Here is a 14,052-nt window from a genome sequence, read left to right on the forward strand (position 1 = left end):
GCGCGGGCTGGTCAGGCGCCCCCAGCGCTCCCGTCGGGGCCCTGCGGGACGCGCTCGCCGGGCGTCGGGTCCGTCGCCGGCTCCGCCCCGTCCACCAGCACCGACGTCTCCGGCTCGGGGTGCCGGCGCCGCTGCACCACGATGATCGTCAGCCCCGTCGCGACGGCGGCCAGCGCGCCCCAGACGTTGGCGGGCAGCCCCAGCGGCGTGACGCTGGTCGGGTCGATCCGCAGCATCTCCAGCCAGACCCGGGCGGTGCCGTACCAGACGAGGTAGACGCCGAACGCGGTGCCCCAGCGCAGCGCGAACCGCCGCTCCAGCAGCAGGATCACCGCGATCCCCAGCAGGTTCCACAGCATCTCGTAGAGGAACAGCGGGTGGAACAGGGTCCCGGCGGGCAGGCCGGCCGGGAACGCGCCGTTGTCCGCGGGGATCTGCAGGCCCCACGGCAGCGTCGTCGGGCTGCCGAAGAGCTCGTGGTTGAACCAGTTGCCGAGCCGCCCGATCGCCTGCGCGAGGAGCATCGCGGGTGCCAGGGCGTCGGCGAACGACCACAGCCGCACGCCGACCCGTCGGCACCCGATCGCGGCACCGACGGCCCCGCCGATCAGCGACCCGAGGATCGCGATGCCGCCCTCCCAGACGTAGAGCACGCTGAGGGGGTCCTGCCCCGCCCCGAAGTAGTCGCCCCAGTGCGTGAGCACGTGGTAGATCCGGGCGCCCACGATGCCGCACGGCACCGCCCAGATCGCGATGTCGAGCACCGCGCCCTCGGGGCCGCCGCGCGCGGTCAGGCGGCGCGAGGTGAGCCACACCGCCGCCGCCATGCCCGCGAGCAGGCACAGTGCGTACGTGTGGAGGGTCAGGGGGCCGAGCGAGATCCCGGACCACGCGAGGTCGGGGCTGGGGATGCCGAGGTGCACGCCTCAGCATCCCCCGCGCACGGGGGTCGGCGGTACCCGTCGCGAGGACGACACGCCCCGCCGAGGCCCGACGGACCGTGAGAGGTTGCCGTCACGAGACGACGGCAACCCCTCACGTTCTCGGCCGCGCTCCCGGATGCGGGGAGGGGGTGCGGATGTGATCGTGGAGGATGAGCGACGACACGACCGGGTACGACCCGGACCAGGATCCCGACACCGATCCCGAGCAGCTGAACCCCCGCACGGGCGACGCGGCTGCCGGTGGCTCCGCGGACGCGCCGGGTGCCGACACCGACGCCGACCCGGCGACCCTCAACCCGCGCACCCCGAGCAGCGACGGCGAGGACTCGACCTGAGCGGCTACCGGGTGGGTCCCCGGGACGTCGTCCCCCTCGGACCCGCCGACTCCGCACGTCTGCTCGGCCAGGTGCTCGCGCCGCTGGTCGCGCAGGGCGCGATCCTGCGCCGCCCCGGTGTGACGCGGCTGGCCGACCGGCTGCACGCCGACGACCGCGGCATCGACGTGCTCCGCGCCCTCAAGCAGCGGTTCGACGGCCGACCCGTGCTGCTGCGGCTCGGGTTCATGGACATGCTCGTGCCGCTGCACGTCGACGACGCCCGCACGGTGCTCGACGCGTCACCCGAGCCCTTCACCCCCGCGACGGCCGCCAAGCGCGGGGCGCTGCACCACTTCCAGCCGCAGGGCGTCCTGGTGAGCAGCACGTCGGCCCGTCCGCCGCGCCGTGCCTGGAACGAGGCCGCGCTAGACACGGACCGCCCTGTGCACCGCTCGGCCCCGGCCTTCGACGACGTGCTCACCGCCGACGCGGCGTGGATCGCCGACCGGGCGCTGCGCCGCGACGACCTCGGGTTCGACGACGTCGACGACCTGCTGTGGGCCACGGTCCGCGAGGTCGCCCTCGGGCCGGGCGCCCGCCACGACGCGCGCCTCACCGACGACCTCGTCGCGCTGCGCGGGCGCTCCAACTGGTCCGGCATCGTGCCCGTCGCCCGGCGGCGGCGCGCCGCCTTCCTCCAGCGGCTGCACGACCACGTCGCCTCCGCCCCGGCGGGATCGCTCGCCGGCCACGGGCGCGAGGCGTCCGGGGACTGCTCCGCGGTCGCGTCGCAGGTGGCGCACTGGCTGTTCGCGTTCGACGCCGCGCGCATCGCCCTGTGGCGTGCGCTCGCGGTGCTGGCCGCCCGGCCGGACCTCCAGGAGGAGGTGCGCGCCGAGGACGCCGTCGAGGGTGTGCGGCCCCTGGCGCGCGCGGTGGTCGACGAGACGCTGCGGCTGTGGCCGACGACGCTGGTGCTGCTGCGCGAGACCACCGGCCCCACCGCGTGGGGCGACTCCACGCTGCCCACGGGGACGGGCGTCGTGCTCGTCAGCTCCTACTGGCACCGCGACCCCGCGTTCGGCGCGGACGCCGCGGCCTTCCGGCCGGGTGCCGACCGGTCCGCCGGCCTCGTCGTGCCGTTCAGCGCGGGGCCGGTCGTCTGCCCGGGACGCGACGTCGTGCTGCACGTCACGTCCCACCTGCTCACGGCCCTCGTCCGCGCGGCCGGCTGGTCACCCGTCAGCCACCCGGGCCTGGGGCGCGACCCGCTGCCGGGCAGCCTGGCGCACACGACGCTGCGGGTGGCGGCCACGGCGCGCTGACGGACCGGCCGGGCGCGGGGGCGGGCTGCGGTGGCGGGGCGGGGAGTGCCGGGTGACGATGAGTGCCGTCGTCCGCGGGTGCCCCTGCCCCGCATGAGGAGCCCTCCATGACCGTCCAGCTGTCCCCCGCGCACGTCGCCGGCCCGCAGTCCTCGATGCCCCTGCCCACCCCCCGCGGCCCGGTCGGCGAGGCCCTGCTGCGGCTCCTCACTGGAGCCGTGACCGATCCCGCCGCGCTGCACGACGCCGTGGCCGCCACCCTCGCGGCGCCCGCGGGCTCCTGGCTCGAGCACGACGACGTCCAGGTGGCGCTCACCTGCATGTACGAGCTGCACTACCGCGGCCTGGACGGCGTCGACGACGACTGGGAGTGGCAGCCGGACGTGCTCGCAGCGCGTGCCGCGCTCGAGCGCGTCGTCGAGTCCGAGCTGCGCGAGCGCGTGACCGTCGCGGTCCCGCAGGAGACGTCCGCGGCCGCCGTCGCCGCCGCGCTGTTCGCCCTGGCGTCCTCGGACGACGGCCCGAGCATGTCCCGCTGGATCGCCCGCCGCGCGCAGCGCGAGCACCTCGCCGAGCTGCTCGTGCACCGCTCGGTGTACCAGCTCAAGGAGGCGGACCCCCACACGTGGGCGGTGCCGCGCCTGGGCGGTGCGCCCAAGGTCGCACTCGTCGAGATCCAGTCCGACGAGTACGGCGCGGGCGACCCGGAGCGCCAGCACGCGGCCCTGTTCGCGCAGGCCATGCGCGGGCTCGGGCTCGACGACACCTACGGGCGCTACGTCGACCACGTGCCCGCGATCACCCTGGCGCACCCCAACGTCATGTCGATGTTCGGGCTGCACCGACGGCTGCGCGGTGCGATCGCCGGGCACCTCGCGGCGTTCGAGATGACGTCGTCCGTGCCCAACCGCCTGTACGGCAACGGCATGCGCCGCGTCGGGCTGGGCGCGGACGTCACCGAGTACTTCGACGAGCACGTCGAGGCCGACGCGGTGCACGAGCAGATCGCCGGGCGCGACCTCGCGGGTCGCCTCGTCGAGCAGGACCCGACCCTCGGCGCGGACGTCGTGTGGGGAGCGGCCGCGTGCCTCGCGCTCGACGGCTGGTGGGCCGGGCACGTCCTGGGGTGCTGGGAGGCCGACGCGTCGTCCCTGCGGCTGGCGCTGACGTGACGGGCCGCGACGACGAGCGGGTGCGCCCCGTCCGCATCACCCCCTGCCCGGACGGGCCGCTGCTGGTCCGCGGGCCGGTGGAGGTCGTCGGCGCCGACGGCGTGCCCGTCCCGGCCCGTCGCCGCACCGTCGCGCTGTGCCGGTGCGGGGGCACCGCCGCGCCGCCGTGGTGCGACGGCACGCACAAGGTCAACGGGTTCCGCACGGCGGACCCGGAGCCCGAGGTGCAGGCCGGGCGTCCAGGTGCGACGGTGGAGCGATGAGCGCACACCCCACCGGGCCCGACCCGGACCAGGACCTGCCCGAGGGCGTCGACGAGGGCACGCCCGACGTGCTGGCGAAGATCGTCGACCCGGTCCCCTCCGGGGACGACGACGGCCACGGCGCGGACGGCGCGGGGGACGGCGTGGTGCCCTGACGGCTCAGCCTGTCCCGGTCCCCCGAGCGAGGGACACCGAAGTACCCACCGTGCGGTGACGACCGCCGACCACCCGGTCCCTAGCGTTCACGAGGTCGCGGCGCACCGCTGCGGCGGTCTCGGGAGGACGTGTCATGCGGGTGCTCAAGCAGGTCGTGGTCGTGGTGGGGGCTGCCGCCGTCGGCAGCCAGGTGGTCATGGCCGTCGAGGGCAGCTGGCTGCCGCGGTTCGTCGTCGGGGTCGCGGTGGCGGTGCTGGCGTTGCTCGCCTACGCGTGGGTGGTGCGCCGCACCGAGCACCGGACGCCGGTCGAGGTCGGTCCCGACGGGGCGGGCGGGGCGTTCGGCCGCGGACTGCTCCTCGGGGTGCTGTGGTGCGGCGCGGTGATCGCGTGCCTTGCCGCGGGCGGTGGCTACCGCGTCCAGGGCGTCGGTTCGGTGACCGTCGTGGTGGGCACGGTCGGGTTCCTGGCCGCCGGGGCAGTGGCCGAGGAGCTGATCTTCCGTGGCCTGGTGTTCCGGCTCGTCGAGGAGCGCACCGGGACGTGGGTCGCGCTGGTCGTCAGCGCCGTGCTGTTCGGTGCGATGCACCTGATGAACCCCGACGCGTCCCTGTGGGGCGCCGTCGCGATCGCCGTCGAGGCCGGCGGCGTGCTGGGCGCCGCGTACGCCGCGACCCGCACCCTGTGGCTGCCCATCGGTCTCCACCTGGGGTGGAACGTCGCGCTGGGCGGCATCTTCGGTGCCGAGGTCTCGGGCAGCGACCTGACGCAGGGGCTGCTGCACGGGGTGACGTCCGGCCCGGACCTCCTCACCGGCGGCGCCTTCGGCCCGGAGGGTAGCGTCTACGCCGTGGTGGCGGGTGCCGTGCTGACCGGGGTGTTCCTCCTGCTCGCCCACCGGCGCGGCACCCTCGTGCCGATGCGGCGACGCGAGGTGCGCGACCCCGTGACCGTCACGTCATGACGGTGGTCGACCTGCCGCGGCTGCGTGGCCTGTGGCACCGGCAGAGCGTCGTGGTACGTGACCTGCCGCTCGCGCTCGTGCTGGCCGTCGGCCCCCTGGTCCCGTCGTGGCGCGACCAGGGCACGCAGCTCGGCGATCTGCCGGACCGCCCGCTGGACGCGCTCGCGGTCGTCGCCGTCGCGCTGCAGTGCCTGCCGCTGGCGGTGCGCCGCCGGTGGCCGGCGGTGTGTCTCACGCTGGTGTGCGGGGGCTTCGTCCTCGACCAGCTCCGCGGTTACCACACGGCGGCCGGCACCGCGCTGGCCGTGGCGCTCGTGAGCACGGGCGTCCACCTGGGGCGCCGTCGGCGCGTGGCCGCGGTCGTCACCACCGGCGCGTACGTGGCGCTGGCGGTGGCGCTGCACCGGCAGGGGTCGACCGAGGGTGTCAGCGGGTTCGTCACCTTCTACGTCCTGCTCGTCCTCGCCTGGGGCGTCGGGGCGTGGCTGCGCCGGTCCCGCGCCGCGGAGGCGGACCACCGCCGCCGGGCCGCCGCCGACGCCCGCGCCACCGAGCGCGCCCACATCGCGCGTGAGCTGCACGACGTGGTCACCCACCACGTGACGGCGATGGTCGTGCAGACGGAGGCGGCGCGGTACCTGACCACCCGGCCCGACCGCCTCGACCAGAGCCTCACCGCCGTCACCGACACGGGCCGCCAGGCGATCAGCGACCTGCGTCGGCTGCTCGACGTGCTCGACCCGAACCACGACGCCGTCCCGCGGACGCCGACGGGCCGCGAGATCCGTGCCCTCGTCGAGCAGACCCGGCGGGCCGGCCAGCCCGTGGAGTACGTCGAGGAGGGCACCCCGTCGCCGACGCCGAGCGGTGCGCAGGCTGCGGCGTACCGCGTGGTGCAGGAGTCCCTGACGAACGCGTTGAAGCACGCCCACGGCAGCCGCACGACGGTGCACGTGCACCACGGTGACGACACGATCACCGTCGAGGTCGGCACCGACGGGTCGGGCGTCCGCTCGCCGTCCCCCGGCGGGAGCGAGCGCGGGCTCGCCGGACTCCGGGAACGGGTCGACATCCTCGGTGGTGAGCTCGTCGCGCAGCCGAGGCCCGGGGGCGGGTTCGTCGTCCGGGCCCGCATCCCTGCGGGGAGCCCGTCGTGACCGGGCCGATCCGGGTGCTCGTCTGCGACGACCAGGCCCTCATCCGCACCGGGTTCGCGACGATCATCGGCGCCCAGCCCGACCTCGAGGTGGTGGGGGAGTGCGGCGACGGTCGCGCCGCGGTCGACCTCGCCGCCCGCGTCGCGCCCGATGTGGTCGTCATGGACGTGCGGATGCCGGTGCTCGACGGCATCGAGGCGACCCGGCTGCTCGCGGGTGTCGGTGTCGTGGACCCCGTCAAGGTGCTCGTGGTCACGACGTTCAACCTGGACGAGTACGTCTACGAGGCCCTGCGCGCCGGCGCCAGCGGCTTCCTGCTCAAGGACGCACCGCCGGCGCAGCTGCTGCACGGCATCCGCACGGTCGCCTCCGGTGCGGCGCTGCTCGCACCCGAGGTGACGCGCCGGCTCGTCGGCCGCTACGCGAGCCGGATCAGCCCGCCCGAGCGCACGTCCCACGAGACCGTGCTGACCCCGCGCGAGGTCGAGGTGCTGACCCTGATCGCCCGCGGCATGTCGAACAGCGAGATCGCCGCCACCCTCGTGATCAGCCACGAGACCGTCAAGACGTACGTGTCGCGCATCCTCGCCAAGCTGGGGTTGCGCGACCGCGTGCAGGCGGTGGTGTACGCGTACCGGAGCGGTCTGGTGGCCTGAGGGTGGTCCCTCACCGGCCCGCCAGCACCACCAGCTGCTGGGTCGTGCGGGTCATCGCGACGTAGCGGTCCACGGCGCCCTCGATCCCGTCGCCGAGCCGGTCGGGCTCGACGAGGACGACGAGGTCGAACTCCAGGCCCTTCGCGGTCTGCGGGGTGAGCGACCGGACCCGCGGGCCCGCGGGGAACGTCGGGTCGCCGATGACGCACGCGATCCCCTCGTGGGCCGCGAGCCAGTCCTCGACCACGCTCGCCAGGTCGGCGCGTGACCCGTGCACGACCGGCAGCCCGGTCGACCGCACCGACGTCGGCACGTTCGCGTCCGGCACCGCCGCGCGGATCACGGGCTCGGCCTGCGCCATCACCTCGACGGGCGTCCGGTAGTTGATGCGCAGCGACGCCACCTCGACCCCGCGGAGCCCGGCGCGCTCGAGCCGCTCGGTCCACGACTCGGGGAAGCCGCGCCGCGCCTGCGCGCGGTCCCCGACGATCGTCACGCTGCGCGACGGGCAGCGCGTCAGCAGCATCTGCCACTGCGCGTCGGTGAGCTCCTGCGCCTCGTCGACGACGACGTGCGCGAACGGCCCGGCGAGCAGGTCCGGGTCGGCGCTCGGCAGCCCGGCCTCGTCGACGAGGGCGCTGCGCATGTCGTCGCCGCCGAGCATGTGCATGACGCCGAGCGTGGAGTCGTCCCCGGCGACGAGGTTGTCGACGACGTGCGACATGTACTCCCGCTCGGCGGCGACCGTCGCCGCGCGCCGCCGGCGGCGGCGGGACTCCGCGGGGTCACCGATCCGGCGGCGGGCGGCGTCGAGCAGCGGCAGGTCCTCCACGGTCCACGCACGCGGGTCGTCGCGCTGCAGCACGCGCACCTCCTCGGGCGTCAGCCACGGCGCGCACAGCCGCAGGTAGGCGGGCACGGACCACAGGTCGGCGACGACGTCGGCGGCCTCGAGGACCGGCCACGCGCGGTTGAACGCCCCGGTCAGCCCGGGGATGCGGGTCAGCTCGCGGCGCAGCTGGTCCACGGGCACGTCGGCGCCGTGCCCGTCCGTGAGGATCTCGACGAGGGCCTCCCACGCCTGGTCCCGGGCCTCGTTGTGCGGGGTGCCGGGGTCCGGGGCGTCGAACGCGTCGGCCCAGTCGTCCGCGGTGAGCGTCACCTGCGCCCACGGCGTCTGCACGCGCAGGGGCTGCGTCGGCGGGCGCTGCGAGAACCGCACGGCCGGCTCGACGGCGCGGACCATGTCCGCCGACCCCTTGAGCCGCGCCACCAGGGGGTCGGTCTCGGGTACTGCGGCGGCGCCTTCGGCGACCAGGTCCCGCAGCGTGCACGTCTGCACGCCCTCCTCGCCCAGGCCCGGCAGCGCGTCGGCGACGTAGGACAGGTACGGCCGGTGCGGGCCGACGAGCAGCACGCGCCCGTGCCGGTCCCGCAGCCGCGGGTCGGAGTGCAGCAGGTACGCGGCGCGGTGCACGGCGACGACCGTCTTGCCGGTGCCGGGCCCGCCGTCGACGACCAGCGCCGTGCGGGACGGCGCCCGGATGATCGCGTCCTGGTCGGCCTGCAGCGTGCCGAGCACGTCGCGCATCTGCGCCGACCTGCTCGCGCCGAGGCTCGCGAGGAACGCCGACTGCTCGTCGAGCGCGGCGGCCTGGTCGTACCCCTCGGGCGTGAAGACCTCGTCCCAGTAGTCGGTGACGCGGCCCTCGGTCCAGCGGTAACGGCGCCGGCTGACCAGCCCCATCGGCCGGGCGAGCGTCGCCGCGAAGTACGGCTCGGCGGCCGGGGAGCGCCAGTCGACCAGCAGCCGCTCGCCCGTGCTCGTCGTCAGGCCGAGGCGCCCGACGTACACCGGGTCCGCGTCGCCCTCGAGGACCATGCGCCCCAGGCACAGGTCGATGCCGAACCGCTCCAGGAGCCGCAGCCGGCCGCTGAGGCGGTGGATGTCCTGGTCGCGGTCGAGCGCCGCCTGCCCGTGCCCGCCGGGTGCGCGTCGCAGGCGCTCGATGCGCTCGCGCAGCTCGGCCGTCCGCTCGTCGAGCGTCGTCGCGAGCGCCGCGAACAGCTGCTCGTCACGCGCGACGAGCGCCGGGTCGGCCTTGGCGGCACGGCCGGCGGGGAGAGCGAAGCCCGACGCGGGCGCGGCGGGGGTGGGCAGGGGCACGGTGGCTCCTCGGTGCGGGGGGTGGACGCCGCGGGGAGGCGCGCGGCACGGCGTCGATCATGCGCCCTCCCCGGGGCCTTGCCGCAAGACACCCCCTGCGCTATACGTTGAGGAGGGAGAGGACCGCGGTCCTCTCCCTCCTCCGTGCCGCGCCGGTCAGTGCCGCGGCAGGACCGTCAGCACGCGCTCGACGTGGGTGCGGAACTCCGCCATGAAGTCCCGCAGGAACGCGGCCGTGTCCTCGTCGGTGACCTCGCCGGAGTCGGTGTACACCTCGGGCTTGAAGTAGATGTACGCCTCCGGCGCGGTCATCTGCCGCGCGTTGCAGAACGTGAGGACGCCGCGCAGGCTCTGCTGGGCCACGGCGGTGCCGATCTGGCCGATCGACGCCCCGATGACCGCGGCCGGCATGTGGTCGAACGAGTTCTGCCCCCACGGCCGCGACGCCCAGTCGATGGCGTTCTTCAGCGCACCCGGGATGGACCGGTTGTACTCCGGGGTGATGAAAAGGACGGCGTCGCAAGAGGCCAGCGTGTCCTTGAGGGCCTGCGCCTCCGGCGGGTAGTCGTCGTCGTAGTCCGGGCTGTAGAGCGGCAGGTTGCCGATCGGGAGCTCGGTGAACTCCAGGTCGTCGGGCGCGAGCGCGATCAGCGCCTTGCTCAGCGTCCGGTTGATCGACGTGGACGACAGGCTGCCGACGAAGTACCCGACCTGGTACGCGCTCATGGTGACTCTCCTCGGTGAGGGTCTCGGCGCGGGGCCGAGGGCGGTGGACCTGCTCCCATCACCCTCTCAGGGGGTCGTCGGGGGCCGCCACCGGGGAGGGGCCTGCCGAGGACCGCCGAGGACCCGTCGCCGGGTGCAGTTCGGGACGCGGGACGTCCCGAACTGCACCCAGCGGGCGTGCGCGCGTAGGGTCCCGACATGGCACACGTTCTCCATGTCTCCGTCGACGGGTCCGACGACGCCGCCGGCACCCCGGACGCCCCCCTGCGCACCATCGACCGCGCCGCCCGGCTCGCACGGCCCGGTGACACGGTCACCGTGCACGCCGGCACCTACCGCGAGTGGGTCCGCCCGCGCCGCGGCGGCTCCGGCGAGAACCGTCGCATCACCTACCAGGCGGCGCCCGGTGAGCACGTCCGCATCACCGGTTCCGAGCCGGTCACCGACTGGGAGCACGTCGGCGAGGGCGTGTGGCGCGTCGAGGTGCCGAACACCCTGTTCGGCGAGGTCAACCCGTTCGCGGTCGAGGTCGACGGCGACTGGATCGTCCGGCCGGGCCGCGACGACCCGAGGAAGCACCTCGGTGCCGTCTACCTCGACGGTCGTCGTCTGCTCGAGGTCCCGACGGCCGCCGACGTCGCCGACGCCCCGCGTCGCACCGAGGTCGTCGACGACTGGACCGGCACCACCGTGCCCGTCGCCGACCCCGACCGGACGCCGCGGGTGTGGCACGCCGAGGTCGGCGCGGACGTCACCACGGTCCACGCGAGCTTCGGCGACGCCGACCCGAACGCGGCGCTCGTCGAGATCAACGTGCGGCCCACGGTGTTCTGGCCCACCGACCACCACGTCGACTTCATCACCGTGCGCGGCTTCGAGCTGTGCCAGGCCGCGACGCAGTGGGCCCCGCCGACCGCGAACCAGCCCGGGCTCATCGGCCCCAACTGGGCACGCGGCTGGGTCATCGAGGGCAACGACATCCACGACGCGACGTGCTCGGCGGTGTCCCTGGGCAAGGAGGCGTCCACGGGCGACAACTACGCCAGCGACCGCGGCGACAAGCCCGGCTACCAGTACCAGCTCGAGTCGGTGTTCTCCGCCCGGCAGATCGGCTGGGACCGCGAGCACATCGGCTCGCACGTCGTGCGCGACAACCACATCCACCACTGCGGGCAGAACGCGGTCGTCGGGCACCTGGGCTGCGTGTTCTCGCGCATCGAGCGCAACCACATCCACGACATCGCCAACGACCGGGAGTTCTACGGCCACGAGATCGCGGGCATCAAGCTGCACGCACCGCTCGACGTCGTCATCGCGGACAACCGGATCCACGACTGCTCGCTCGGCATCTGGCTGGACTGGCAGACGCAGGGCACGCGCATCACGCGCAACGTGCTGTGGGACAACAGTCGCGACCTGTTCGTCGAGGTCAGCCACGGCCCGTACGTCGTCGACCACAACGTGCTGGCCTCGCCCGTCTCGGTCGAGAACCACAGCCAGGGCGGCGCGTACGTGCGCAACCTGCTGTGCGGGACGGTCGGGCTCAAGCAGATGCTGGACCGGGCGACGCCGTACCACCGCGCGCACTCCACGCAGGTCGCCGGCTACGCGCTCATCCTCACGGGCGACGACCGGTGGATCGGCAACGTCTTCGCCGCCGGCGACCTCGACGCGGCGTACGACGCCGACTCGTGGGGCCGGATCGGGTCGCAGACGGGCACGGCGGCGTACGACGGCTACCCGACGTCGCTCGAGCAGTACCTCACCGAGATGGGCGACCGCTGGGACGGCGACCACAACCGGTTCGGCAGCCGGGTGCAGCCGTACTGGTCGCGCGGCAACGTGTTCCTCGGCGGCGCCCGCGCGGCGGACGTGGAGCACGAGCCGCTGGTCCTGAACGGCACCGCGCGCGTCGAGGTCGTCACGCAGGGCGACGAGGTCTGGCTCGAGGTCGACGTGCCCGGTGCCGACGCCGCCGTCCTCGACGTCACGGCCGCCGACCTGCCGCCTGTGCGCCTCGTCGGCCTGGAGTTCGAGGACGCCGACGGGCACCCCACGCGCTTCGACACCGACCTGGCCGGCGAGCCCCTGGCCGGCCCGCACCCGGCGGGCCCGCTCGCCGGCGGCCTGACGAACGCCCGCCTCCGCCTCCTCTGACACCGCACGCGCGAGAGCGAGGAACTCGGGCGCAGGAGTCCCGGGTTCCTCGCTCTCGTGCGGGTGGCTCAGGCGTCGAGCGCGCCGCGCACCACGGACACCCCGGAGTGCGCGGGCTCGCCGTCCAGCGGCTCGTCGCTGACGTCCACCACCGGGAACTCCGCCAGGTCCAGGCCCGGGGGCAGCACGAACTCGCCGCTCGTGCCGTCCAGCGTGCCCAGGCTGACGAGCCCCGAGACGTCCGGCTTGAGCAGCCACACCTCGAGGAACCCCTCGCCCTCGGGCGCCGCGTCCAGGTCGACGACGAGCGTGCGTGAGCCGTCGCCGGCCGTGCGGACCTGCGCCGTGCCCGTCTCCGACCAGCCCGGCAGGGGCTCGAGCACCGCGCTCGCCACGAGCGTGGTGCGGTCGGAGCCCGTCTGCAGGACCGCCGTCGCCCCTGCGCCGCCCACGATCAGGCCGCCGGCGGCCGCGACCGCGAGCCACGCCCGGCGCACGCGCCGGCGGGACGCCAGCGGGGTGATCGTGGCCAGCGGTGCGCCGCCGGACGACCCCGCGGGCGCGTCGGAGGGCGTCCCGGCGGACCGGTCCGCGACCGTCGTCACCTCGCCGCGGACCGCCGCGTGCGCGCGCTCGCCCAGGCCCAGGTCGGCCGCGACCCGCTGCCAGACCTCCGGTGCGGGAGCCACGAGCTGCGGCTCGGGCCCGGACTCGCGGGCCAGGTCGGCGACACCGCGCAGCGCCTGGACCTCGCCGGTGCAGCGGGGGCAGGCGGTGACGTGGTCGAGGTCGCCGGGCGTGCCCACCTGCTCCCCGAGCGCGAGGAGGGCGAGCGTCTCGTCGTCCACGTGCAGGTCATCGGACAGCACCATCCACCTCCCATCGGGTCCGCAGGCGGGCCAGGCTACGCCGCACGTGACTCTTGACGGTCCCGAGCGGCAAGCCCATCCTCGCGGCGATCTGGTCGTGCGTGAGGTCGTCGTAGAACGCGAGCCGCAGGATCGTGCGCTGCGGGTCGCCCAGGTCGTCCAGGGCGTCCGCCACGACCACCCGGTCGACGACCCGCTGGTCCAGCGTCGCCACCGGCGCGCGGTCCGGGTCGGACATCACCTGCGGCTGCTCGCGCAGCCGACGGTCGCGCGAGCGTCGCTCGTGCGCGTCGGCCACCGCGTGCTTCGTGATCCCCAGCAGCCAGGCCGGGAGCCGGGCACGGTCCGGGTCGAACCGCGCCCGGCCCCGCCACGCCTCGACGAAGACCTGCTGGGTGACGTCCTCCGCCTCCGACGCGTTGCCCAGGGAGCGCAGCGCGACCGTGTGGACCAGGGCCGACCAGCGGCGGTAGGCCTCGCCGATCGCCGCCTCGTCCCCCGACACGAAGGCACGTCCCAGCGCCTCCACGTCGTCGGGCACGGTGGCCGACGTGCTCACCCGCGCTCCCTCCGTCACCGCCCTGCAACCTCGCGCACCGCGTGCGCCGCACGCCGCTCATCATCCACCAGCGGCGTCCACGACGGGGTCGGCGGTCACCGCGACGTTGTCGGCATAGTGCCCCACTTCACGGTCGAACGCCCCTCCACAGGTCACCAGGACGATCCGGGGAGCTCCGGACCGGTCGAACCACTGCTCCACCGGTGCGTCGTCCTTCGGCACCTGCGTGACCTCCCGGACGACGTACGCGTGCACCACGCCGTCCTCGGTGGTCACCTCCACGCGGGCGCCCGGTGCGACGTCCCGCAGCCGGGAGAACGGGCCGACGCCGGTCGTCCAAGAGTCCACGTGCGCGGCCACCACGGTCGCCCCCTCCGGTGTCGCGGGGGCCGGGCCGAACCGGTACCAGCCGGCACGTCCGGCGTCCTCGGGGATCTCCATCGTGCCGTCGTTCTCCACACCGACCGGGTCGATCGGCATGTCGATCCCGAGGTCCGCCACCACGACCCGGACGGGGGCCGGGGCGTCGGCGGGCTGCGACCCGAGGCTCGCGTCCACGACGGGGACGTCGGGGACGGCGGGCCCCGGCGGCGGCGGGGTCGGGGAGGCGACGGACGCGG

General features: G+C 75.0%; 15 protein-coding genes. 9 read left to right on the forward strand and 6 right to left on the reverse strand.

Translation table 11 applies throughout. The annotated features are described in order from the left end of the window. Positions 1-11: 11 nt before the first annotated feature. Positions 12-923, reverse strand: a complete 912-nt coding sequence (gene lgt / locus Cph01nite_RS17285) for a prolipoprotein diacylglyceryl transferase (protein WP_203675978.1) — start codon at positions 921-923, stop codon at positions 12-14. Positions 924-1,093: 170 nt separating this feature from the next. Here lgt and Cph01nite_RS17290 point away from each other — a divergent pair, with 170 nt between their 5' ends. The 8 genes from Cph01nite_RS17290 to Cph01nite_RS17325 all read left to right on the forward strand — a co-directional run bounded on the left by Cph01nite_RS17290 (position 1,094) and on the right by Cph01nite_RS17325 (position 6,954). Beyond that, entirely contained in the window at positions 1,094-1,279 is a 186-nt protein-coding gene (locus tag Cph01nite_RS17290; protein ID WP_203675979.1) for a hypothetical protein, read from the forward strand. An 11-nt stretch (positions 1,280-1,290) separates the two neighbouring features. Then, on the forward strand, positions 1,291-2,586 hold the full coding sequence (locus Cph01nite_RS17295) for a cytochrome P450 (RefSeq protein WP_203675982.1): 1,296 nt from the start codon (positions 1,291-1,293) through the stop codon (positions 2,584-2,586). Between the two features lie 107 nt (positions 2,587-2,693). Further along, positions 2,694-3,758, forward strand: coding sequence for an iron-containing redox enzyme family protein (locus tag Cph01nite_RS17300; RefSeq protein ID WP_203675984.1), 1,065 nt, complete (start codon positions 2,694-2,696; stop codon positions 3,756-3,758). Continuing rightward, on the forward strand, positions 3,755-4,021 hold the full coding sequence (locus tag Cph01nite_RS17305; protein WP_203675985.1) for a CDGSH iron-sulfur domain-containing protein: 267 nt from the start codon (positions 3,755-3,757) through the stop codon (positions 4,019-4,021). The genes Cph01nite_RS17300 and Cph01nite_RS17305 overlap by 4 nt, the downstream gene beginning before the upstream one ends. Further along, the gene (locus tag Cph01nite_RS17310) at positions 4,018-4,176 is read left to right on the forward strand and encodes a hypothetical protein (RefSeq protein WP_203675986.1); all 159 of its coding nucleotides are present in this window, start codon (positions 4,018-4,020) and stop codon (positions 4,174-4,176) included. The genes Cph01nite_RS17305 and Cph01nite_RS17310 overlap by 4 nt, the downstream gene beginning before the upstream one ends. A gap of 134 nt (positions 4,177-4,310) precedes the next feature. Further along, positions 4,311-5,141, forward strand: coding sequence for a CPBP family intramembrane glutamic endopeptidase (locus Cph01nite_RS17315; RefSeq protein ID WP_203675987.1), 831 nt, complete (start codon positions 4,311-4,313; stop codon positions 5,139-5,141). Beyond that, entirely contained in the window at positions 5,138-6,298 is a 1,161-nt protein-coding gene (locus Cph01nite_RS17320) for a sensor histidine kinase (RefSeq protein WP_203675988.1), read from the forward strand. Before Cph01nite_RS17315 ends, Cph01nite_RS17320 begins: the two co-directional genes overlap by 4 nt. Beyond that, the gene (locus tag Cph01nite_RS17325; protein WP_203675989.1) at positions 6,295-6,954 is read left to right on the forward strand and encodes a response regulator; all 660 of its coding nucleotides are present in this window, start codon (positions 6,295-6,297) and stop codon (positions 6,952-6,954) included. Before Cph01nite_RS17320 ends, Cph01nite_RS17325 begins: the two co-directional genes overlap by 4 nt. Before the next feature lie 10 nt (positions 6,955-6,964). On the opposite strand, the gene helR is transcribed toward Cph01nite_RS17325, so the two are convergent. Both helR and Cph01nite_RS17335 read right to left on the reverse strand, forming a co-directional pair. Next, positions 6,965-9,121 (reverse strand): RNA polymerase recycling motor ATPase HelR, encoded by a 2,157-nt coding sequence (gene helR, locus Cph01nite_RS17330; RefSeq protein WP_373307601.1) that lies wholly within the window; start codon positions 9,119-9,121, stop codon positions 6,965-6,967. 156 nt (positions 9,122-9,277) lie between these two features. Next, on the reverse strand, positions 9,278-9,847 hold the full coding sequence (locus Cph01nite_RS17335) for an NADPH-dependent FMN reductase (RefSeq protein ID WP_203675990.1): 570 nt from the start codon (positions 9,845-9,847) through the stop codon (positions 9,278-9,280). 198 nt (positions 9,848-10,045) lie between these two features. On the opposite strand from Cph01nite_RS17335, the gene Cph01nite_RS17340 reads away from it, so the two are divergent. Beyond that, on the forward strand, positions 10,046-12,004 hold the full coding sequence (locus tag Cph01nite_RS17340) for a right-handed parallel beta-helix repeat-containing protein (protein WP_203675992.1): 1,959 nt from the start codon (positions 10,046-10,048) through the stop codon (positions 12,002-12,004). 68 nt (positions 12,005-12,072) lie between these two features. Here Cph01nite_RS17340 and Cph01nite_RS17345 read toward each other — a convergent pair whose 3' ends face one another. The 3 genes from Cph01nite_RS17345 to Cph01nite_RS17355 all read right to left on the reverse strand — a co-directional run. Then, a complete protein-coding gene (locus Cph01nite_RS17345) occupies positions 12,073-12,876 on the reverse strand; it encodes an anti-sigma factor (RefSeq protein ID WP_239069340.1) in 804 nt (267 codons plus the stop codon). Then, complete coding sequence (locus Cph01nite_RS17350; protein ID WP_203675994.1) at positions 12,860-13,432, reverse strand: RNA polymerase sigma factor; 573 nt, start codon at positions 13,430-13,432, stop codon at positions 12,860-12,862. Before Cph01nite_RS17350 ends, Cph01nite_RS17345 begins: the two co-directional genes overlap by 17 nt. Before the next feature lie 60 nt (positions 13,433-13,492). After that, the coding region (locus Cph01nite_RS17355) for a class F sortase (RefSeq protein WP_203675996.1) at positions 13,493-14,052 on the reverse strand (560 nt) is incomplete at its 5' end.

This window comes from Cellulomonas phragmiteti, assembly GCF_016862775.1.
GTDB lineage: Bacteria > Actinomycetota > Actinomycetes > Actinomycetales > Cellulomonadaceae > Cellulomonas > Cellulomonas phragmiteti.

Bases quoted from the DNA above. Each gene is read 5' to 3' on its own strand.
- Cph01nite_RS17290 (WP_203675979.1), top strand. From the start codon at position 1,094: ATGAGCGACGACACGACCGGGTACGACCCGGACCAGGATCCCGACACC.
- Cph01nite_RS17300 (WP_203675984.1), top strand. From the start codon at position 2,694: ATGACCGTCCAGCTGTCCCCCGCGCACGTCGCCGGCCCGCAGTCCTCG.
- Cph01nite_RS17310 (WP_203675986.1), top strand. From the start codon at position 4,018: ATGAGCGCACACCCCACCGGGCCCGACCCGGACCAGGACCTGCCCGAG.
- Cph01nite_RS17315 (WP_203675987.1), top strand. From the start codon at position 4,311: ATGCGGGTGCTCAAGCAGGTCGTGGTCGTGGTGGGGGCTGCCGCCGTC.
- Cph01nite_RS17320 (WP_203675988.1), top strand. From the start codon at position 5,138: ATGACGGTGGTCGACCTGCCGCGGCTGCGTGGCCTGTGGCACCGGCAG.
- Cph01nite_RS17335 (WP_203675990.1), bottom strand. From the start codon at position 9,847: ATGAGCGCGTACCAGGTCGGGTACTTCGTCGGCAGCCTGTCGTCCACG.
- Cph01nite_RS17340 (WP_203675992.1), top strand. From the start codon at position 10,046: ATGGCACACGTTCTCCATGTCTCCGTCGACGGGTCCGACGACGCCGCC.
- Cph01nite_RS17345 (WP_239069340.1), bottom strand. From the start codon at position 12,876: ATGGTGCTGTCCGATGACCTGCACGTGGACGACGAGACGCTCGCCCTC.